We start from the raw sequence: 21476 nt of genomic DNA, 5'->3' as shown, positions 1-21476 counted from the left end.
CGGCGCCGATGTCCCGCCGAGGGCTGACGCGCCGCCAAGTGGCCCGCAGGGCGAAGCGATTCAAGATCCTGGACGGCTTCACTCGAACGTGTGGTGGGAGGTAAGGTCGCAAGCGGCAGGCGGGCTTCCGTGCCTTCCCTCCTTGCCCCAGCCGTCCCTTCTCTCGTCCCTCCTCGCAGCCGGCCCCCCCACGCCCTGTTCCCCTCGAGGTCCGCATCCATGATTGAGATACCCGAGCTGGCCGCAGGAGTCCTGGCCGCCGGGACCGTGTCGGCGTTCGTGCTCGGCGGCGGGCTGCTGACGGCCCGTCAACGAAGCGTCAGGCAGCGCGAAGAGACCGATTCGCTCCGCTCCCGGCTCGAAGCCGCGCGTGAGGAGCTGGAGGCCGCCCGCGAGGAACTCGACGACCTCACCGCGGCGTTCACCACCGAGGTCACTCACCTGTCCGGCAAGCGCATGCCGGCCGCGGCCACCCACGCCGCCCACCCGCACTACCAGGTGCCCGGCCCCCTCCAGCCCGAACTCGGCGGCAAGGACCTGGCCGAGGGGCTCGACGCCGTACTCGACGCACTGCGCACCGCCATCGGCCAGGAGTGCAAGCGGGTCGACGCCGCCGCCCGCGCCGGGATGCGCGGCGCGACACGCGAGATCCAGGCGGGCCTGTACCGGCTCCAGGACGTCCTACGCGGACTCCAGGAGCGCTACGACGACCCGGAGTTGGCGCAGACGCTGTTCGCGCTCGACCACGAGAACGAGCAGTCGCTGCGCCGCGCGCAAGTCGCCGCCGTGGTCTGCGGGGCCTGGGTCGGGCTCGCCCGCGGCGAGTCGCACCTGGTGGAGGCCGTCACCGGCGGCCAGTCACGGCTCGCCGGATACGAGCGGGTGGAGGTCCACAACCACCTCGAGGACGGCACAGGGCTCATCTCGCACGCCGTCGAGCCGGTCGCCATCATCGTGGCCGAACTGCTCGACAACGCCCTGCGCCACTCCTCGCCCGACACCTCCGTGGACGTCCACCTCGAACGCGTCCACCACGGCGTCAGCGTGACGATCGACGACGCCGGTGTCGGGATGAGCTCCGACGAACGGGCCCATGCCCAGCGGATGGTGGCGGGGGAGGAGCCCATCCTCCTGTCGGAGCTGGGCGACCCGCCGCGCATGGGACTCGCAGCCATCGGCCAGCTGACCCGGCAGTTCGACCTGTCCGTCGACCTGTCGTCGCCCTCCCCGTACGGCGGCGTCCGCGCGGTCCTGCTCGTCCGGGACCACCTCCTGTGCAGGATCGCCCCCGAGGAGCGCAGGCCCGCCGCCGCGGCCCCCCGGTCCACGCGTGACACCACCCGCGACACCACCCACACCCTCGCGGCGGACGAGGCCCCCGTGGTGACACCCACCCGGCCCGACACCCCGCTCACCGAAGGCGACGAACTGCCCCGGCGCCGCCGCCGGGTCCGCGGCGACGCACGGTCCGAAGCACAGGCCGACACGCAGTCCGACGCGCGCCCGGCGCCGCGGTCCGCCGCGCACCGCACCCCCGAGGAGCAGGCCGCCGCGCTCGGCGCCCTCCAGGCGGCCACCGCCGCGGCGCGCGGCACCGCACAGCAACCGCACGACACCGCGGGCGACCGCCCCGGCACCAGTGCCGACACCAGTGAAGGGAACACCCCCGATGAGTAGCCGCGACCTCGGCGACAGCGCTTGGGTCCTCGATCCGATCCTGGAGATCCCGCACGTCCAGGCTGCCGTCCTGCTCACCCGGGACGGCCTGGTCTCCGGATACACCGAGGCGTTGACGCAGGCGTCCGCGGAGCGCGTCGCTGCCATCACCAGCACGGTGCAGGGCGCCTGCCGCACCGCGGCGGCCGCCTTCGCCGACCAGGAGTCCGCGGACGTACGCCAGGTGGTCATCGAGTCCGACCACGGCTACATCCTCGTCGCGCCCACCGCGCACGGCACGTGTGTGGCCGCCTTCGGCGACCCCGAGGTCCGGCTCGACCTGCTCGGCCACCGCGTCCACTCGCAGGTGGCCAGGCTCGGCGAGAAGGCCATGGCGGCCGCGCCCCGCGGAGCCGACGGCGGCGCCGAGGCCGCTGAGGCATGACGGGCCGCCGGAGCGGCCGGCCGCTGGTCCCCGCGTACCTCGCCACCGGCGGGGTCGCGCGGCCCAGCCGCAACAGCCTGGAGCGCCTCTCCGTGCTGACCGGCGTCGGCGCGCCCTGGCCCGCCGGGCTGCCCGCCGCGCAGCACGCCCTGCTGCGCACCCTGGACGGCGGCTCGCTCACGGTGGTCGAGTCCGCCGCCTTGCTCGAACTTCCGGTCTCCGCCGTCCGGGTGCTCGCCGCCGCACTGATCGACCAGGGGCTCGTGGGTGCCCGCCCGCCGGTCCCGCCCGCCGCGCAGCCCGATCCCGATCTGTTGAAGAGAGTCGCCGATGGCCTCCGCGCCCTCAAGCGCTAAGTCCGCGCCGTCACCCGCCACCACCGCGCCCGCGGACGGCAAGAGATCCGTTCATCTCCCGGACACCGCACGGGAGTTGGTGAAGATCCTGGTGACAGGGCCCTTCGGGGTGGGCAAGACCACCCTGATCGACTCCGTCTCCGAGATCCGCCCGCTGCACACCGAGGAACAGCTCACGGAGGCGTCCGTGGCGGTCGACGACCTCGCGGGCGTGCGGGAGAAGAAGACCACGACCGTCGCCATCGACTTCGGGCGGATCAGCCTCAAGGGCCGGGCTGTGCTCTACCTGTTCGGCACCCCGGGGCAGGAGCGCTTCCGCGCGCTGTGGGACGACATCGCGTACGGCGCCCTCGGCGCGCTCGTCCTGGTCGACACCCGCAGGATCGACGACTCCTTCGACGCCCTCGGCCTCGTCGAGGAGTCGGGGCTGCCCTACGCCGTCGCCCTCAACACCTTCCCGGACTCCCGCAGTTACACCGAGGAGCAGCTGCGGCGCTCCCTCGACCTGGACCCGGACACCCCGATGGTGATCTGCGACGCCCGCGACACCCACTCCTCCGTCGACGCGCTGCTCGCCCTCGTGCAGCACTTGATCGACCGCACCGTCCCGGAGCCCCGATGACGTATCCCGCACAGGCCGAGGACTTCCACCTGTCCGCGCCGGTCCGCCTGTGGGAGGACGGCTTCGCCGCCGACCCGCACAGCTACTACGCGGCCCTGCGCGCCCAGGGCCCGGTCGGCCACGCCGAACTCGCCCCCGGCGTACCCGCGTACGTCGTCACCGACCGGCGCGCCGCCCTCGACCTGCTCCACGACGCCGAGGCATGGTCGCACGACCCGCGGCCGTGGGAGGAGAGCGTCGACGGGGACGCGCCGATCCTCGGCATGATGCGGTGGCGGCCCAACGCCCTTTTCAACGACGGTGAGTTGCACGTGCGCTACCGGCGCGCACTCTCCGACGCCTTCGACCTCGTGGAGCCGCACGACCTGCGCGAGCGGGTGCACCACGCCGTGGACGTACTGGCCGCCCGGATGGCGTCCCGGGGGCGGGCCGACCTGGTGAGCGAGTTCGCCCGCCCGCTGATGTCACTGGTCTTCAACAACCTCTTCGGACTGCCGGACAGTGAGAGCGACCGGCTCCAGGACGCGATCGCGCGCGTCATGGACGGCGGCGACCAAGCGGCGCGCGGCGAGGAGGAGTTCGGCCGCTACATCCTGGACCTCGTCGCCGCCAAGAGCGCGGAGCGCGGCCACGACCTCACCAGCTGGCTGCTCGACCACCCCCTCGACCTCACCCCCGAAGAGGTCACCTGGCAGGTCTTCCTCATGCTCGGCGCGGGCCACGAACCCACCGCCAACCTCGTCTCCAACGCCCTGTCGCGGATCCTCGGCAACCCGGCGTACTACTCGACGCTGACCAGCGGCTCCCGGCCGGTCACGGACGCCGTCGTCGAGGTCCTGCGGCACGAGACCCCGCTCGCCAACTACGGCATCCACTTCGCCCGCGAGCCCCGCACGTTCCACGGTGTGTGGGTGCGCGCCGCCGTCCCCGTCGTCATCTCCTACGGCGCCCTCGGACTCACCGCGGAGGACGTGGCCACGCGGTCCACGGCCTCCCGCCACCCGCAGGACGCCTCGCACCTGTCCTGGTCGGCCGGAGAGCACGCGTGCCCCGTCAAACAGCACACCCTGCTCATCGCCACCGAGGCCATCGAACGCCTCACCCAGTGGCTCCCCGACCTGGAACCGCTCACCCCGCGCGAGCAACTGGCCTGGCGCACCGGGCCGTTCCACCGCTCCCTGACGGAACTTCCCGTCCGCTTCGTGCCCCGTACCGCATCCCAGTCAGGAGCAGCCGAGTGACCGAGACCGCGTCTTCGTCCCGTATCGCCATCGACCCGTTCGGCGCCGATCTGCCGGCCGAGGCCGCCAGACTGCGCGAGGCGGGATCCGTGGTCCCCGTCGAACTGCCCGGCGGCATCCCGGCCTGGGCGCCGACCCGCTACGACACCCTCAAGTCGCTGATCCTCGACCCGCAGGTGAGCAAGGACCCGCGCAAGCACTGGTCGCTGTGGCCCGAGGTCGGCGAACACCCCGAGTGGGGCTGGGTGCTCGGCTGGGTCGGCGTGGTCAACATGCTCTCCACCTACGGCCCTGACCACACGCGGCTCCGCAAGCTCGTCGCGCCCAGCTTCACCGCCCGCCGCACCGAGCTGATGCGCCCCCGCGTCGAGCACATCACCGAGGAACTCCTCAAGGCCCTCGACGCGGCGGCGCCCGACGAGGTCGTCGACCTGCGCCCCCTGTACGCCAACCAGCTGCCGATGCAGCTGATCTGTGAACTCTTCGGCGTCCCCGACCACTTGCTCGGCCCGGTCGAGCGACTCGTCGCGGCCATCATGGACACCTCCGACCCGAGCCCCGAGCACGGCGCGTTCGTGCAGGAGCAGATCGCCGCCGTACTGCCGGCGATCATCGCGTACCGCACCGAGCACCCCGGCGACGACATGACGACCGAGCTGCTGCGGGTCCGCGCGGAGGACGGCGACCGACTCAGCGACGAGGAGCTGCTCTACACGCTGCTCCTGGTCATCGGCGCCGGCTTCGAGACGACCGTCAACCTGATCGGCAACGCGGTCGTCGCCCTGCTCACCCACCCCGAACAGCTCGCCGCCGTCCGCTCGGGCGAGATCGCCTGGGACGCCGTCATCGACGAGACACTACGCGTGCACCCCTCCATCGCCAGCCTGCCGCTGCGCTTTGCGGTCACCGACGTGACCGTCGACGGGGTGACGATCCCGGCGGGCGACGCCATCCTCACCACGTACGCCGCCTCGGGCTACGACCCCGAGCACTACGGGCCCACGGCCTCGGAGTTCGACGCGACCCACGCCGCCGACGACCACATGTCCTTCGGCATCGGCGTCCACCGCTGTATCGGCGCCCCGCTCGCCCGCCTGGAGGCGCGCACCGCGCTGCCCGCCCTCTTCGACCGCTACCCGGACCTGCGCCTCGCCGTCGGACCCGAGGAACTGCGCCAGGTCCCGTCATTCATCGCGTACGGCTGGCAGCGGATCCCGGTGCGACTCCACGACTGAGCCGCACCGCTCCCGGCGCGGGCCGCCCGCGCCGGTTAGCCTGCCCCGATGATTACCTGTGTGGTGGAGTACGTCATCGATCCCGCGGAGACCGAGGCGTTCGAGCGGTTCGGGCGACGCTGGATGGAACTGGTCGATCAGCACGGAGGCACGCACCACGGATACTTCCTGCCGGCGGAGGGCGCCAGCGACAAGGCGCTCGCCCTGTTCAGCTTTCCCAGCCTCGCCGCGTACGAGGAGTACCGGTCCCTGTTCGGCCGGGACCCGGAGTTCGTCGAGGCGGACCGCATCAGGGACGAGAGCGGCTGCGTGCTCCGCTACGACCGCACGTTCATGAGGCCCCTCCTGCCGAAGGTGTCACCGTCACCTTGAGGTGTTTCATGATGGGCTGGTCGCTCTGCGTGCTGTGGTCGCAGGACGGCCCGCTCCTGGGAAGCGTTCACTGGTCTGATCCCTCGTCGGAGGAGTCCGTCCGGATCGTGCAGTGCAGGGTGTCGTTCCGCACGTCGGCGACGATCGTGTCACCCGGATCGGCCTCGCCGCCGAGCAGCAGCGACGCGATGCGGTTGTCCAGCTCGGTCTGGATCGTGCGGCGCAGCGGCCGCGCACCGAACTCCGGCTGGTGGCCGTGCGCGATGAGCAGCTTCTTGGCCGCCTCGGTGACCTCCAGCTGGAGCCCCTGCGCACGCACCCGGCGCTCGCTCTGCTCCAGCAGGTGGTCGACGATCCGTCCGAGGTCGTTCTCGGTGAGGCTGTGGAAGACGATGATGTCGTCAATGCGGTTGAGGAACTCCGGCAGGAACCGGCCCCGCAGCTCCTGCATCAGCTCGTCCTTGAGCTCGGCGGCGTCGCCCTGGTGGGCGAGGATGCGGTGGGCGCCGATGTTGGACGTCATGATGACCACGCAGTGCCGGAAGTCGACGGTGCGGCCCTGCGAGTCGGTGAGTCGGCCGTCGTCGAGGATCTGAAGCAGCGTGTTGAAGATGTCGGGGTGCGCCTTCTCGACCTCGTCGAACAGGACGACGCTGTAGGGCTGGCGGCGGACCTTCTCGGTGAGCTGCCCGGCCTCGTCGTAGCCGACGTAACCGGGAGGCGCGCCGACCAGGCGGGCGACGGTGTGCTTCTCCTGGAACTCGCTCATGTCGAAGCGGACCATGCGGCTCTCGGCGCCGAACAGCAACTCCGCGAGCGTCTTGGCGAGTTCGGTCTTGCCGACGCCGGTCGGGCCGAGGAAGAGGAAGGAGCCGACGGGCCGGTTCGGGTCACCCATGCCCGCGCGGTTGCGGCGCACGGCCTCGGAGACCGCGGTCACCGCCTCGTCCTGCCCGACGATGCGGGCGTGCATCTCCTCCTCGAGCCTCAGCAGGCGCTCCTTCTCGCCGGCCGTCAGCTGGGCGACCGGGATGCCGGTGCGGCGGGAGACGATGTCGGCGATGTCGCCCGCCGTCACGGACACCACGCCCTCACGGCGCTCCTCGATCCCGCCCAGCTCCCCTTCGACCTCGGCGATCCGCTTCTTCAGCTCGGACGCCTTGTCGAAGTCCTCACCGGACACCGCCTCGTCGAGCTCGCGGCGCAGTTTCGTGATGCGGTCCTCGCGCTCGACGACCTCGGTGGAGCGGCTCGCGGTGCGCAGCCGGACCCGCGCCCCGGCCTGGTCCATGAGGTCGATGGCCTTGTCGGGCAGGAACCGGTCGCTGATGTAGCGGTCCGACAACTCAGCGGCGGCGGTCAACGCGCCGTCGGCGAACCGTACTTGATGGTGCGCCTCGTACGCGTCCCGCAGCCCCTCCAGGATCTGCACGGTCTCCTCGACCGTCGGCTCCGGGATCAGTACGGGCTGGAAGCGGCGCTCCAGCGCGGCGTCCTTCTCGATGTGCTTGCGGTACTCGTCGATCGTGGTGGCGCCGACGACGTGCAACTCGCCGCGCGCCAGGGCCGGTTTGAGCATGTTGCCGGCGTCCATGGAGCCCTCGCCGGTGGCGCCCGCGCCGACGACGGTGTGCAGCTCGTCGATGAACAAGATGATGTCGCCGCCCGCGTTCTGGACGTCCTCGATGACCTTCTTGAGACGTTCCTCGAACTGGCCGCGGTACTGCGCCCCCGCGACCATGGCGGACAGGTCGAGGGCGACGACCCGCTTGTCCTTGAGCGTGTCGGGGACCTCGCCCGCGACGATGCGCTGCGCGAGGCCCTCGACGATGGCGGTCTTGCCCACGCCGGGCTCGCCGATCAGCACGGGATTGTTCTTGGAGCGCCGGGAGAGGATCTCGACGGTCTGCTCGATCTCCTCGGCGCGGCCGACGACCGGGTCGAGCCTGCCCGCCTTCGCCTCCTCGGTGAGGTCGCGGCCGAACTCGTCGAGGGTCGTCGACGGCCCTGCCGTTCCGCTGCCGCCGCTGCCGCCGCTGTCCGCCCGGGAGGCCTGCTCCGCGGCGTTCGTCAGCCGGCTCGGATCGAGCCCGCTCGCGCTCAGCAGGCGCGCGGCGCCCGTCGACGGGTCGGAGACCAGGGCGCCGAGAATGTGCTCGGGCCCGATGTAGGAGACACCTGTCGCCTGGGACTGCGCGTGGGCGGCAGCCAGCGAGCGCTTGGCCGCCGGTGTGAGCCCCGGCTCGGCGGAGGGCTGCCCGGCCTCCCGCGGCAGAATCCTGGCGATCTCCTCGGCGAGCCGGTCGGGATCGACACCTGCCTGCGCCAGCACCCGGCGGGACGGCTCGACCTGCGTCGCCGCCCACAGCAGATGGTCGGTGTCCAGGTCGGAGGTGCCGTCTTCATGGGCCTTCCGCGCGGCCAGATTGAGCAGTTCCTGCGACGACTCGGTGAGCAGCCGGCCGATGGGCACGCGCTGCACGGCCGGTGGCGAGGTGGCGGGCGACGTGCCGAAGAACCGATTGAACATTTCACTGAAAGGGTCCGAGGGACCGAACCCGAACGGCGACATCGACATGGTGACTCCAGGTGCGCGATGGGCTCGAACAAGCCAACCGCTGCTGTTGGCGCGTCGCAACCCGACCCCATGAGCGACGCGGCACCGGGCGGACTAGTGTGACGAGCCATGAGCGCCTGGTTGCCGTCGTCCGCGGTTCCTCGCCTGGCCGTCTCCCTGGGGGTGGGGCTGGTGGCCGCCGTGGCCGTCGGCATCCCGGCCGGTGTGCCCCTGGGCATCCTCACGGGCATCGCCGCCACGGAACTCGTCTTCGTCGTCACGGGCTGGTCTGTGCTGTGGCCGATGGACGCGGCCGACACCCGCCGCGAGGCACGCCGCGAGGACTTCGCCCCCGTCACGGAGGAGTTCGCGGTGGTCGGCACGGCCCTGTGCGGGCTGGGAGCCATCGTCGTGCTTCTGCTCCTCGACGGCTCCGGGGCCCGGCACGCCGGGGCGGCGATCGCACTGGGCGGCGTGTTCATGGCGTGGGCGGCCCTGCACCTGATGTACGCCGCGCGCTACGCCTACCTCTACTACCAGGACTCCGCGGGCGGAATCGACTTCAACTCCGACGACCCACCGGCGTACCGGGACTTCTTCTACTTCAGCTACAACCTCGGCATGACGTACCAGGTCTCCGACACCAACGTCTCCAGCTCCCTGATCCGCTCGGTCGTGCTGCGCCACTCACTCCTCTCCTACCTCTTCGGCACGAGCCTCCTGGCGACGGTCATCAACCTGGTCGCGGGCATGGTCACGGGCTGAATTCGCCAGAAGGCCGCCGCGGAACAGGAGGAGGGCAGTGTGCGATGGACCGCCGGCGGCGGATATCGTCCTGAATCTCCGCCGCACCGGCGACGGTCTCCGCACTGAAGGTGAAATCCTGTGACCCGCATCGCGTACCAAGGCGAGCACGCCTCCAACTCGGCAACTGTCGCCCAGAGGTTGTTCCCGGGGTGCACGGAGCTTCCCTGCGTCGGTTTCGAGCAGGCGTTGGACGCGGTGACGTTGGGTACCGCGGACCTGGCGGTGATTCCGGTGGACAATTCCACGGCGGGCCGCGTCGCCGATGTGCACCATCTGCTTCCGGAATCGGGCCTGTTCGTGGTCGGCGAGTACTTCCTCGCCATCCGCTTCGACCTCATGGGCGTGCCGGGGGCGTCGCTCGGTCAGGTGGAGTGCGTCCGCAGCCATGTGCACGCCCTGGGGCAGTGCCGGAAGGTCCTGCGTGCGGGCGGCTGGCGCACGCGGGTCAGTGACGACACCGCCGGGGCCGCCCGTGAGGTGGCGGAACTGGGTGACCCTCGGCACGCGGCGCTCGCTCCACCGGCCGCCGCCGGGCACTATGGTCTGGAGGTCCTCCAGGCGGGCGTCGAGGACGACCCGGACAACACCACGCGGTTCGTCGTCCTGTCCCGCGACGCCGATTTCGCGCCGGTGTCCGGCGGCCCGACCATGACGAGCCTGTTCTTCGCCGTACGGAACATCCCGAGCGCCCTGTACAAGGCGCTCGGCGGGTTCGCCAGCAGCGCGGTGAACCTCACCAAGATCGAGAGCTACCAGATGGGCGCGGGCCTCAACCCGAGCTGCTTCTACGTCGAGATCGAGGGCCACCCCGACGAACCACGTGTCGCACTCGCCCTCCAGGAGCTGCGCTTCTTCTCTTCCGAGGTCCGCGTACTCGGCGTCTACCCGGCCCATCCGCACCGGCTGGGGGAGCGGAGCGTGTGAGGAGCGGGGCGCCGCGGCACGGGCGGGGTACTGCTCGGCCGCGTGTCGGGCCGGGCAGTGGCGGTGGAACGCCCCTGGTCGTGGATCATGAGGGGCCGGCGGCACTGCCGTGACCACGAACGACGACCAGACTGGCACGGACGCCCCTCCATGCTCGTCACATCCGTGGACCCATAGCCGATGAAAGGCGCTCCCGTGCTTGCTTCCTGGTACGACGCACAAGGCCCGGCCACCGAGGTGCTGCAGGTCGGCGAGCTGCCCGACCCCGCCCCCGGGCCCGGAGAGGTCCGGGTCCGCGTCAGTGTCTCCGGCATCAACCCCGGCGACACCAAGAAGCGGCGCGGCTGGACCGGATCCGGCATGGCTTATCCGCGGGTGATCCCGCACAGCGACGCCGCCGGCGTCATCGACGCGGTCGGCGACGGCGTCGACGCGTGCCGCACGGGCCAACGTGTGTGGGTATATGGCGCCCAGTCCTACCGGGCCTTCGGCACCGCCGCCCAGTACACCGTCGTGCCCACCGAGCTGGCGGTCCCGCTCCCCGACCACCTCCCCGACGAGCTCGGCGCGAGCCTGGGTATCCCCGGTGTCACCGCGCACCGCACCGTCTTCGCCGACGGCCCCGTCGACGGGAAGGTCGTCCTGGTCAACGGCGTCCTCGGCGGGGTCGGCTCGCTGGCCGCGCAGCTCGCCGCCTGGGGCGGCGCCACAGTCATCGGCACCGTCCGCCGCGCCGCCGATCTGGACCGCGTCGACCCGGCGGCCGTCTCGCACGCCGTCGCCCTGGACGCCACCGATCCGGCCGCGGAGATCCGCGCCCACGTCCCGGGTGGCGTGGAGCGGATCATCGAGGTGTCCCTGTCCGACAACGCCGACCTGGACGATGCCGTCGCCGCGAACGGGGCGACCATCGCCGCGTACGCCACCCGCGCCGACCGCACCGAAATCCCCTTCTGGACCCTCCTGTTCAACAACGTCACCCTGCGCCTGATGGGCAGCGACGACTTCCCCGCCGACGCCAAACGCCAAGCCGTTCGGGACCTGACCTCCGCCGCCGCTGTCGGCGCGCTGACCGTCAATGTCGGTGACCGCTACCCACTCGCCGACATCGCCGAGGCCCACGACCGCACCGACGCCGGCGGCCCCGGACGCGTCCTCCTCACGATCCCCGGCTGACGCCTTCCCCCGGGACGTTCAAGCAACGATCCGCTGCCGAAAGGTCACGCAGGTGGACGCGGCGCTGACCGAGGGAGCGGTGCTCACGATCGCGTACCTGATGTCGGCCTCGGAGCATCCGGAGTCCTTGAGCGTGGCGATGAGTTCGACGTGGAGTTCCGCGAGGAGCAGGTGAGCCGTGTATTCCGCGCCGTTCGTCTCGCGCGCCGCGAGCAGGCCCGGGTTCTCCAGCTTGAAGTTCAGCAGTTGCTCCAGGATCGACACGACCCGGTCGGCTGCCGGTACATCGGGGCCGATTGGGGATCCGGCGCGGTACAGCTCCTTGCGCCAGGGATTCAGAGCGTGCCCTTGTCGACCGGCCCGCTGCCGCGATGTCGTCCATCGTGACCGCGTCGGGGCTGTGGAGGCGGCCCCACGGATGCCGCTCGCGTGTTCCGGCTCGCGGCTGTGCGCGGTGCCCGGGACTGCTGGAGGACCTCGACCGATCCGAGTACTTCACCAGCTGAGCACAGTGACAGGCTGCCGGTCAGCCCGGGAAGCGGGCCGCCGCGCGGCTGTTGTGGAGGTACTGCGACCGGCCGTTCGCGTCCTTGCCGACCAGGACGAACACCTCGTGCCGGCCCGCGCGTTCCTCGACGGTGATCAGTCGGTCGGGGCCGAGCCCCACCAGTTGCTGGGTGATGCTGTCCGTGCCGAGCAGTACGCGTGCCTCGCTGGTGCGCGGCGTCGTGGTCAGCCACGTGGTGCCGTCGTCGTGGACGGTCAGGTCGAAGTCGAGCATCGTGGAGCGGTACGTGCCGGTGGCGCGGTGCGCGTCGACCGGCACCGGCTCCTCGGGGACCCGGGGCAGGGCCGCGAGTCGTACGCCGGCGAGTTCGCCCAAGAGGTGCGTGCCGACGTCCTGGAAGAGTGCCGCGGCGTCGCCGCCGTTGGTGAGCACGGCGACCGCGACGCCCGTCTCCGGCACGACCCGCAGGAACGCGTACTGGCCGATCGTGCCGCCGTCGTGGCCGATCATGGAGTGCTCGGGCTGGTCGAAGAGCATCCATCCGAGCCCCCAGCGGTCACCCAGTGCTCCCAAGGGCGGCACGGTCACCTGCGTCTCGCGCATCACGTCGAACACGCGGTCGTGGAGGTGAAGTTGGACGAATTCGAGCAGGCTCCGCGCCGGCATCGCCAGTGACGCGCCGGCCGGGGCGGTGGACGGCGGCAGCCCGTAGACCGGCGCGGGCTGAGGGTCGGGGCCGAGGTGGCCGATGGCCGGCAGCTCCAGGATGGCCTCATCGACATGGGTCGCCACGTGGGGGAGGCCCAGCGGCGTGACCAGGCGCTCGCGCAGCGCCGCGTTGAAGGTCTGCCCGCGCAGCACCTCGACGAGGCGGCCGAGGACGACGTAGCCGCTGTTGCAGTACGAGAACTGCTCGCCCGGCGGGTACAGCTGCTCGGCGTCCGCGAGGGTGGGCAGGTAGCGTTCGACCGCGTCGTCGTTCGCGCCCGTGTCGGTGAACCGGTCGCCCTCGACGCCCGAGGTGTGGCATAGCAGTTGGCGGACGGTGACGGTGGCGGCGGCGTGCTCGTCGGCCAGGGTGAACTCCGGCAGGTACTCCCGCACGGGACGGTCGAGGTCGAGCCGGCCCTCGTTCGCGAGCTGCTGGATCAGGGTCGCCGTCCAGACCTTGGTGATCGAACCGATCTGGAAGACCGCGTCCGGCGTCACGGGAACCCCGGTGGCCCTGCTCACCACACCGGAGGCGGCGTCCACCACCTCGTCGTCCACCAGCACGGCGACCTGGGCGCCGGGCACCTTGTGCACGGCGATCAGCTTGGCCAGATTCTCCGTGATCCAGGTCTGTGCGGCGGCCGCTCGTGACATGACGTCTCCTCGTGGGCGCGGGCTCGTTGGCGCAACTGGGTCAGCCAATGGTGCTACCGGCCCCGGCATTTCGGAACTGCGCGCGGGCGCCGGGCCGGTGCCCGAAGCCGAACCGGTTCACGTTCACGAAGCCGGCCGGCCGCCGCGGCGGGGTCAGAGGCCGAGGCCCGCGTGCGCGAGGGCCTGCTTGAGCAGGGCGCCGTGGCCGCCGGGCATCTCGCTCTGCATGGCCGCCGAGACCGCGTCCTCGGGGCTGAACCAGACCAGGTCGAGCGCGTCCTGACGGGGCTGGCAGTCCCCGGCCACCGGAACGATGTAGGCCAGCGAGACCGCGTGCTGGCGCGGGTCGTGGAACGGCGTGACGCCCTGCGTCGGGAAGTACTCGGCGACGGTGAACGGCTGAAGGGAGGCCGGTACGCGGGGCAGCGCCACCGGGCCGAGGTCCTTCTCCAGGTGGCGCAGGAGGGCGTCGCGGACGCGCTCGTGGTGCAGTACGCGGCCGGAGACCAGGGTGCGGCTGACGTTGCCGTCGGTGCCGATGCGGAGTAGGAGGCCGACGCTGGTCACCTCGCCGCTGTCCGCGACGCGCACCGGCACGGCTTCGACGTAGAGGATCGGCATGCGGGCACGGACCAGCTCCAGCTCATCGGAGGCCAGCCACCCGGGCGTTGTCTCTGTCATGTCGGGCATGGCGTGATCATATTTCAGCGTCCGCGTCCTGTGGCCGAATTGGGCCCGGCCCGAGGGAATCAGCCGAGTGACGGCCACCGGTGCGCGGCCCACTCCCGCCACCCCGGCCACCCGGGCGGCGGGCCGTCGATCCGCTCGCCCCCGAGCTCCGCCGCGTCGGGTTCCTCGAACAGCGACCTCCAGCGCAGGAGTTCCGCCTCGCTCATGGGAAAGGTCTGGTCCGGGGTGGTCGCCTGGCGGTGGGCGACGCGGGCGCGCTGGGTGGCGTGGTCCACCGGCACGTACACCAGATGGAAGGACGCGCCCTCGGATGTCACGAGCCAGCGGATCGCGGATCTTTCGTCACGGGTCCAGCAGCCGAAGTCCAGTACGACGTCGGTACCGACCCGCAGTGCCTCCAGGGCGACCCACAGCAGGCGCCCTTCCAGCACGTCGCGCTTTCCGTTCGCGTCCGGGTCGCCGTACAGCGGAATCATCCACTCGTCCGGCGTCAGCCGAAGAGCCCCGTGTTCCCCGGCCAGTTGCCGGGCCCGCGTGGTCTTGCCGGCCCCGGGCAGGCCGACCGTCAAGAACAACTTGGTCATGCCCGAAGCATCGCCGTACGAGTGGAGGGATTGCACGCAGCCCCGACGGTTCTACTTCGTGGTGTGCGTGGGGTAGACCTGAACGTCGGTGTACGCGCCCTTGATGTCTCCCGCGCCCGCGGGCCAGTCAAGGGTCACGCTGTGGGTCTCGTTCGGGGGCGTCACCAGGATGTTGGTCGGGGACGCGAGGCTCTTACCGGAGCTGTCGATGTCGTAGGCGAGGTCGAAGATCGCGGCGTCGCCGGGCTTGAGGATGGTGACACGCGGCTCGGCGTGGCCGCGCTCGATGGGGCTGGAGGTGTTGTCCGCGTCCTTGATGTCGACGCCCGCGAAGCCCGTCGCCGAGCAGGTGGTCGAACCCCGGTTGACCATCGTGATGTTGATCCGGCCTGAGGTCTTGTCCGGCGCGGCGTCCGTCGCGTCGATGGCCAGGTCCTCCGTCTTGCAGAACGTGGTCTTGCCGCCGGACTTCGTCCCGCTGTTCGCGGCGTCGGCCTGGACCTCGGTGTCGCTGCCGGAGCCCGCCTTCGCGTCGCCGGCCTCCGAGCCGCCCTCCGACTTCGAGCCACTGTCCGAGGACGGGGACGAAGACGTGGACGAAGACGCGGACGAATTCGACGAGGACGAGGAGCCCTTGGAGGAAGTGTCCGTACCGGAGTCACCGCCGCCGCACGCGGTCAGCGACAGGGTGGCGGCGACGCCGATCGCGGCGAAAGCGGAGATGCGGGTGTACTTCATGGTGACTCCCCGTGGGTGGTGCGGTGTCTTGCGGTCTGAAGTATTTGTATCCCGCACCGAGTCACAGGGAGTCCTCAGCGACGTCTTCGTTCTGTCACAGGCGCCCTGGTGACAGGCCTAATGCGACGGATCCCGGCCGCGTCAGACGGGTTCGCCCCGCAGCGGCCGGCCGGGAAGCGCGTCCGCCTGGAGGACTCCGTCCGAGACGACCGGCACCCCTCCCACGTACACGTGCCGGACGCCGCGCGAGGAGCGTGTGGGATCGGCGTACGTGGCCGTGTCGGTCACCGCATCCGGGTCGAGTGCCACGAGGTCGGCGTCGGCGCCGACGCCGAGGTGGCCCTTGGCGCGGGCCGCGGGCGCCACGTCGTCGAGGACCCGCGCAGGCAGGAAGGAGCAGCGGCGGAAGGCCTCCAGCCAGCTCCAGGCCCCGCTCTCACGCACCATCAGGCGCAGTGTCTTGGCGAAGGTTCCGGCGGTGCGCGGGTGGGTCGTGCCGCCGGCCGGCAGCGGCCACCGTGTGCTGTCGTGGCTGCCGTCCGGGAAGAAGACCGGCATCGCGTCGCTGGCGACGATCGCGTCGGGGAAGGCGAGGGCCTGCCGCAACAGCGCCAGGTCGCGCGGGTTCTCCTCGTCGAGGAACTCCAGGAGGCAGGGCGCGCCCGGATCCTGCGCCCGCAACTGCTCCAGGCGGGCCGCGTCCGCGATCCGCTCGCCGGTCTCGACCATGATGACGCTGCTGGGGCCGAGGCCCTTCAGGCGCAGCCGCTCCGGGGCGATGAAGGCCGCGCCGACGGCCGTGCTGCCCGCCCCGTACGGATACGCCTCCACCGTGACACGCGAGCCCGACCGCCGTGCGTCCTCAAGGGTGTTGAGAACCCGGTCGACGTGCCGGCCCGAGGTGCTGTTGACATGGCAGTGGTGCATCGCCGCGCCGGTCTCGGCGGCCGCGATCGCGATCTCCGTGGATCCGTCGACGGGGATGGCCGGATCCATTTCGACCAGTTCCCTGACGTGTGTGAACGTGGGCGCGCCGGCCTTCGCGGCGAGCCGCGCCACGGCCTGGAACTCGGCGGGCTCGGTGGCGGGCGCGTAACCCATCAGGACACCGATCCCGAGCGCTCCCGCCGCAAGCTCCCCCTCCAGCAGCGACAGCCAGGCCGCCAACTCCCGCGGGGACGAGGACCGTTGCCAGCGCGGGTCGCCGAGCACGGCGAGGCTGGACGCGATCCGGGCGTCGGGTGCGATACCGGCGAGCACCTGAGCCCGCGCGCCGCCCCAGGAGGCGGAGAAGCCGAAGTGGAGCGGTCGGCCGGCGGCCGAGGCCTCGGCGTAGGCCCGCTCCACCGGCATCAGTCCGGCCTCCAGGTCGAGCGCGGTGGTCACGCCGTCCATCGCCTGCAACCGGTGCCCGGCGATGGAGTGGACGTGACTGTGGAGGTCGACGAAGCCGGGCCCGACGACGAGCCCGCTGGCGTCAATCACCGTGGCGTCGGGCGGTGGTGTGAGGCCGGTGCCGACAGCGGCGATCTTCCCGTCCGTCACGAGCACGTCGGCCGTCCCGTCGAACCCGCCGGCCGGATCGATCACGCGGCCGCCCCGCAACAGTGTCTGCATACCCGTCTCCCTCTCAACGCCACTCGGCCGCACGGCCGTTGGGGATCAAGGCTATGCCGGTCCCGACCGGCCGGTCCCGTACGTCTCTCGGGGCCGGCCAGTGGAACGTCACCCAGTCGCGGTGCTCAGCCGTTCGCTCAGTGGTGCCGCTCAGTCGTCCCAGTCAGGCGTCGGTACCGAGCCTGAAGTGGAAGATGCCCCACGTGAGGTGGGCGTCGCGGCCACCGTCGACCCAGTGGCCGAGCCCCGCCTTCATCTGGGTGAGGTAGTCGTGGCTGATCCTTCTGGCGAGACCCTCGGCCTCCAGGCGTTCGGTCTCTTCGAGGACCCGCGCGTAGTGGTTCACCAACTGCTCGCGGTGCTCCTCGAAACCGCCGTCGACGGCGGTGAATCCGAGCTTGTTCAGCTCCCGGGTGTAGAAGCCGGGGGAGCCCATGTCGTCCAGGTGGATCCGGTCGAGGATCGGCTGAAGCACGTCGGCGCTGCCGCCGTCCTTCGCCGCCATCGGGTCGGTGAAGATGACATGGCCGCCGGGCCGCAGCACCCGGGCGATCTCCTTGAGGACCTGGGTCCTGTTCCCGCTGTGCAGGAAGGCGTCCTGGGACCAGACGACATCGACCTGGCCGTCCGGGTAGGGGATGTCCTCGAAGGACCCGTCCACGACCTCGATCCGGTCGGTGAGCCCGCGGGCCGCGTTCAGCTCCTTGTGGCGCTGGTTCTCCACCTCGCTGAGGTTGAGGGCCAGGACCCGGCAGCCGTACGTCTGCGCCAGGTACCGCGCCGAACCGCCGAAGCCGGAGCCGAGGTCGAGCACCACGGAATCCCGGGTCAGTTCGAGCTTCGACGCCATCTGCTCGACGGTCCGCCGGCTCGCGTCCGCGATGGGTTCCTCGGGGCGCTCGTACAGGCCGATGTGGATGTCCTCGCCGCCCCACACCGTGGCGTAGAAGGTGTCGGCGTCGGGCGAGTTGTAGTAGCTGCGGGCGGTGCCGACCGCGCCCTTGTACTGCTCCTCTCCCTCCGTCCTGTACTCCTTCTCCGCCACATGGATGAAGAAGTCCGGCTGCTCGCGCCGGTAGGTGTGCTGGAAGTCGCCGTACGTCTCGATGCGCTGGAAGCCCACGTCGGACATCAGCCGCCGCGTGTAGTCCTTCCGCAGCGGAAACATGTTGAGGTAGTACATGGAGCTGTCCGGGAAGCTGTACCGCATGCGGCACAGGCCCTCGTCGACGTACTCCGGTTCCACGATGACGTCCTCACCGCAGTAGTAATAGCGGTGCTTGCTCGTGTACCCGTCGTCCAGGATCGCGTCGTAATTGCGCTGGTCCAGGATGAGAATTCCGTCGTGCTTGAGCATCGCGTAGAACTCGGCCAGTGCCTTGCGCCGGTCGCGTTCCGAGAAGAGGTGCGTGAAGGAGTTGCCGAGACACACGATGGCGTCGTACTCCCCGTGGACGTCCCGGTTGAGCCACCGCCAGTCCGCCTGAACTACCCGCAGGATGTGCCCGCCCTGCTTCTGGCCGTTCTCGAAGGCCCTCGCCAGCATTTCCGCACTGCCGTCCGCGCTGACCGTTTCGAATCCGGCGGACGCAAGCGCCACGGAGTGGAATCCCGTGCCCGTCGCGACGTCGAGCACGCTCTTCACCCCCCACTTCCGCAGCAGGTCGATGAAGAAATTGCCTTCGCTTTCCGCCCTCTTCTCCCAATCGATGAGGGAGTCCCACTTCTCGACGAAGCTGGGGACGTACTCCTCCGTGTAGTGCCCGGTTTCGCGTACTTCGACAGGGTTGTCGCCGAACTCTTGGGCCGGTTGCACGATGATGGGGAACCCTTCAGCTAGGAGGAAACTTGCCCTGGCGCGGCAGCCCAAGACGGCACAGAACTCCAGAACCCGGGAGCCGCACGGTCTGAGCGGATCGCTGTCCAAGACTGCGCGGTCTCATGCCTCCAAAATTCGTATACAGGTACGGAGGTGAGGCGAAGAGCGGCTCTGGCCAGCACCTCTGCGCGTCAGGATTACTTGGCGCGGACAGGGTGCAGGTGTCTCGCATTCGGGTCATTCGCGGGCGAACCACCGAACCGGCCATGCAGAGGTGTTGACGTGCGGTCCGCTCTGCGTGAGATCTTGGGGCCCGTTCAGGACTGTTCGGTAGGTCAGAGGCAGTTCGGTATTCCGAACAAAGCCGCAACTCCCGTGAAAGGGGAGGGACATGACGACATCCGGTGGCGGGCCCATACGTCGGCGTCACTTCATGGCCGCTTCGGCCCTCGGCACCGCCGCCGTGGCAGCCGGATCCTGGCCGGCGTCCGCCCAGACGGCCGCGCCCGGCATCGGCACCGGCACCGGTGCGGGTCACGCGCTCGCCAAGGAGCTGCCGCCGTACGTCGGCGCCGGCAGCACCGCGCCCGTCCGGCCCTTCCGGCTGAACGAAGTCGCCCTGGGTAAGGGCCTGTTCCAGGAGAAGCGCGACAGAGTGAAGGCGTTCGTCCGCGCCTACGACGAGCGGCGCTTCCTCGTGCTGTTCAACCAGACCGCGGGCCGCCCCAACCCGCCCGGTATCGAGGTGCCCGGCGGCTGGGAGGACGGCGGCCTGCTCAGCGGCCACTGGGCCGGCCACTACCTCACCGCCCTCGCCCAGTCCCACGTCGACCAGGGCGAGAAGGTCTACAAGGACAAACTTGACCGGATGGTGTCCGAACTGGCCGCCTGCCAGGACGCGTTGAAGGGCAAGACGGTGCATCCGGGCTACCTCGGCGCGCTGCCCGAGGACACCGTGCTGCGCGCGGGCCCGCCCCGGTTCGCCGTGTACGGCAGCGACCCGGACAAGAACACGTGGGCGCCCTGGTACACCCAGCACAAGATCATGCGCGGGCTCCTCGACGCGTACACCCTCACCGGCAACGAGCAGGCCTTCGGGGTCGTCAAGGGCATGGCCGACTGGGCCCATCTGGCCCTGACGCTCGGCGACATCGAGCACCCCGACTACAAGGGGCCCGTCACCCGCGACGACCTGAACTACCTGTGGGACACGTACATCGCGGGGGAGTACGGCGGCGCCAACGAGGTGCTCGCCGAGATCCACGCCCTCACCGGCGACGCACGCCACCTGGAGACGGCCCGGCTCTTCGACAGCCGCGAGTCCCTCTTCCAGGCCTGCGTCGAGGACCGCGACATCCTCGTCACCACCGACGCGAACCGCCCCGGCCGCAGACGCCCCAACCATCTGCACGCCAACACGCACGTCCCCAACTTCATCGGATATCTACGGGTCTTCGAGCAGAACCGGGACGACGACTACCGGCGCGCGGCGGAGAATTTCTTCGGCATGGTCGTCCCCCACCGGATGTTCGCGCACGGCGGCACCAGCGGGACCGTCCCCGGCAGCAACACCAACCCCGAGGCGTTCCAGAACCGCGACAACATCGCGAACGCCATCGCCGGTGACGGCGCCGAGTCCTGCACCACGTACAACCTGCTGAAGCTGGCGCGCAATCTCTTCACCCTCGACCCCGACCCGGCCTACATGGACTACTACGAGCGCGGACTGGTCAACATGGTGCTCGGGCAGCGCGCCGACACGGACCTGACGGACGATCCGCAGCTCGCCTACTTCCAGCCGCTGACCCCCGGCGCCGCCCGCGAGTACGACAACACCGGGACCTGCTGCGGCGGCAGCGGACTCGAGGGCGGCACCAAGTACCAGGAGACGGTGTACTTCCGCTCGGCCGACGACAGGACCCTGTGGGTCAACCTGTACATCCCCTCCACCCTGCGCTGGCGGGACCGGGACTTCACGATCACCCAGAAGACCGGCTTCCCGCGCGAACAGAGCAGCACGCTGAAGGTCGACGGCCGCGGCCGGCTCGCCCTCAAACTGCGCGTCCCCGGATGGGTGGACGACACCCGGGACGGCTTCGCGGTCTCGGTCAACGGGCGCCGCGTCACCGGCCCGCGCCCGAAGCCGGGCAGCTACCTCACGATCGACCGCGACTGGCGGCCCGGCGACACCGTCGACGTCTCGATGCCGTTCACCGTCCGCATCGAGCGCGCCATCGACCGGCCGGAGATTCAGTCGGTCTTCTGGGGCCCGCTGATGATGCCGGTGCTCGGCGAGGTGGCCAAGGGCGAATTCCAGGAACTGACGCTCTACCCGCACCTCAAGCGCGACGGCGACTACGCCCGCGCGGCGCTCACACCGAACCGCGCCCAGACCCTCGCCGCCGGCAACCGCACCCTGCGCCCGCACTACGTCGGCGACCGGCAGCCCCAGTCCGCCTACTTCAAGCGCGTCGAACCCGAGGTGGTCTTCGGCTCCCTCGCCACCGGCGTGCCCAACCGCAAGCGCGACGACAACCTGCCGAACTACGACGTGCCGGTCGAGGGCGTCACCTCACCCGGCGACGAGGGCCTCACCTTCCTCGACGTGGTGTGGGACGGCGCCCCGTTCGCCGCACACCGCGACTTCGTCCGCCGGGTGGAGCGCACCGCGGACGAGTGGGTTGCCGCCGGCCTCTTCACGAAGGACCAGCGCGCCACCGTCGTCGAGCGCGCGACCGCGGCGGAGCGGGAGCTGACGCCGTAG

19 protein-coding genes are annotated in these 21476 nt (G+C 70.6%); 11 read left to right on the top strand and 8 right to left on the bottom strand.

What is annotated here, in order from left to right:
* Positions 1–219 precede the first annotated feature (219 nt).
* The 7 genes from ACP4E5_RS07065 to ACP4E5_RS07035 are packed head-to-tail and all read left to right on the top strand — an operon-like array spanning position 220 to position 5927.
* Positions 220–1677, top strand: coding sequence for an ATP-binding protein (locus ACP4E5_RS07065; RefSeq protein ID WP_425825995.1), 1458 nt, complete (start codon positions 220–222; stop codon positions 1675–1677).
* Positions 1670–2101 carry a roadblock/LC7 domain-containing protein gene (locus ACP4E5_RS07060; protein WP_425825993.1) on the top strand — a complete coding sequence of 144 codons (432 nt, stop codon included), beginning with the start codon at positions 1670–1672 and terminating at the stop codon, positions 2099–2101. Before ACP4E5_RS07065 ends, ACP4E5_RS07060 begins: the two co-directional genes overlap by 8 nt.
* A complete protein-coding gene (locus ACP4E5_RS07055; RefSeq protein WP_425825991.1) occupies positions 2098–2457 on the top strand; it encodes a DUF742 domain-containing protein in 360 nt (119 codons plus the stop codon). Before ACP4E5_RS07060 ends, ACP4E5_RS07055 begins: the two co-directional genes overlap by 4 nt.
* A complete protein-coding gene (locus tag ACP4E5_RS07050; protein ID WP_425825989.1) occupies positions 2432–3079 on the top strand; it encodes a GTP-binding protein in 648 nt (215 codons plus the stop codon). Before ACP4E5_RS07055 ends, ACP4E5_RS07050 begins: the two co-directional genes overlap by 26 nt.
* A complete protein-coding gene (locus ACP4E5_RS07045; protein WP_425825987.1) occupies positions 3076–4320 on the top strand; it encodes a cytochrome P450 family protein in 1245 nt (414 codons plus the stop codon). Before ACP4E5_RS07050 ends, ACP4E5_RS07045 begins: the two co-directional genes overlap by 4 nt.
* Complete coding sequence (locus ACP4E5_RS07040; RefSeq protein WP_425825985.1) at positions 4317–5555, top strand: cytochrome P450 family protein; 1239 nt, start codon at positions 4317–4319, stop codon at positions 5553–5555. The genes ACP4E5_RS07045 and ACP4E5_RS07040 overlap by 4 nt, the downstream gene beginning before the upstream one ends.
* 48 nt (positions 5556–5603) lie before the next feature.
* Entirely contained in the window at positions 5604–5927 is a 324-nt protein-coding gene (locus ACP4E5_RS07035; RefSeq protein WP_425825983.1) for an NIPSNAP family protein, read from the top strand.
* A 67-nt stretch (positions 5928–5994) separates the two neighbouring features.
* Here ACP4E5_RS07035 and ACP4E5_RS07030 read toward each other — a convergent pair whose 3' ends face one another.
* A complete protein-coding gene (locus ACP4E5_RS07030; protein ID WP_425825981.1) occupies positions 5995–8505 on the bottom strand; it encodes an ATP-dependent Clp protease ATP-binding subunit in 2511 nt (836 codons plus the stop codon).
* A gap of 108 nt (positions 8506–8613) precedes the next feature.
* Here ACP4E5_RS07030 and ACP4E5_RS07025 point away from each other — a divergent pair, with 108 nt between their 5' ends.
* The 3 genes from ACP4E5_RS07025 (at position 8614) to ACP4E5_RS07015 (ending at position 11391) form a co-directional block, all read left to right on the top strand.
* Positions 8614–9249, top strand: a complete 636-nt coding sequence (locus tag ACP4E5_RS07025) for a DUF1345 domain-containing protein (RefSeq protein ID WP_425825979.1) — start codon at positions 8614–8616, stop codon at positions 9247–9249.
* Positions 9250–9369: 120 nt separating this feature from the next.
* A complete protein-coding gene (locus ACP4E5_RS07020) occupies positions 9370–10215 on the top strand; it encodes a prephenate dehydratase (protein WP_425825978.1) in 846 nt (281 codons plus the stop codon).
* Between the two features lie 195 nt (positions 10216–10410).
* Positions 10411–11391 carry an NADPH:quinone reductase gene (locus tag ACP4E5_RS07015; RefSeq protein ID WP_425841129.1) on the top strand — a complete coding sequence of 327 codons (981 nt, stop codon included), beginning with the start codon at positions 10411–10413 and terminating at the stop codon, positions 11389–11391.
* Between the two features lie 18 nt (positions 11392–11409).
* Here the strand turns inward: ACP4E5_RS07015 and ACP4E5_RS07010 are convergent, their stop codons facing one another.
* The 7 genes from ACP4E5_RS07010 to ACP4E5_RS06980 form a co-directional block, all read right to left on the bottom strand.
* Complete coding sequence (locus ACP4E5_RS07010) at positions 11410–11655, bottom strand: hypothetical protein (protein ID WP_425825976.1); 246 nt, start codon at positions 11653–11655, stop codon at positions 11410–11412.
* A gap of 262 nt (positions 11656–11917) precedes the next feature.
* Positions 11918–13264: a serine hydrolase domain-containing protein gene (locus ACP4E5_RS07005; protein ID WP_425825974.1), complete on the bottom strand. Its 1347-nt coding sequence runs from the start codon at positions 13262–13264 to the stop codon at positions 11918–11920.
* Between the two features lie 153 nt (positions 13265–13417).
* Positions 13418–13945, bottom strand: coding sequence for an NUDIX hydrolase family protein (locus ACP4E5_RS07000; protein ID WP_425841126.1), 528 nt, complete (start codon positions 13943–13945; stop codon positions 13418–13420).
* A gap of 68 nt (positions 13946–14013) precedes the next feature.
* A complete protein-coding gene (locus tag ACP4E5_RS06995; protein ID WP_425825972.1) occupies positions 14014–14538 on the bottom strand; it encodes a P-loop nucleotide/nucleoside kinase family protein in 525 nt (174 codons plus the stop codon).
* Positions 14539–14589: 51 nt separating this feature from the next.
* Positions 14590–15276 (bottom strand): DUF4232 domain-containing protein, encoded by a 687-nt coding sequence (locus tag ACP4E5_RS06990; protein WP_425825970.1) that lies wholly within the window; start codon positions 15274–15276, stop codon positions 14590–14592.
* A 141-nt stretch (positions 15277–15417) separates the two neighbouring features.
* Positions 15418–16893 (bottom strand): amidohydrolase family protein, encoded by a 1476-nt coding sequence (locus tag ACP4E5_RS06985; RefSeq protein WP_425825968.1) that lies wholly within the window; start codon positions 16891–16893, stop codon positions 15418–15420.
* Positions 16894–17056: 163 nt separating this feature from the next.
* Positions 17057–18709 carry a glycine/sarcosine N-methyltransferase gene (locus ACP4E5_RS06980; RefSeq protein WP_483030241.1) on the bottom strand — a complete coding sequence of 551 codons (1653 nt, stop codon included), beginning with the start codon at positions 18707–18709 and terminating at the stop codon, positions 17057–17059.
* 394 nt (positions 18710–19103) lie between these two features.
* Between ACP4E5_RS06980 and ACP4E5_RS06975 the strand changes: the two genes are divergently transcribed.
* Positions 19104–21476: a glycoside hydrolase family 127 protein gene (locus tag ACP4E5_RS06975; RefSeq protein WP_425825966.1), complete on the top strand. Its 2373-nt coding sequence runs from the start codon at positions 19104–19106 to the stop codon at positions 21474–21476.

Source organism: Streptomyces fractus (genome assembly GCF_049844455.1).
Classification (GTDB): domain Bacteria; phylum Actinomycetota; class Actinomycetes; order Streptomycetales; family Streptomycetaceae; genus Streptomyces; species Streptomyces fractus.
Note: the sequence above shows the minus strand (reverse complement) of the source record. Positions and strands in the feature narration are given on the sequence as shown.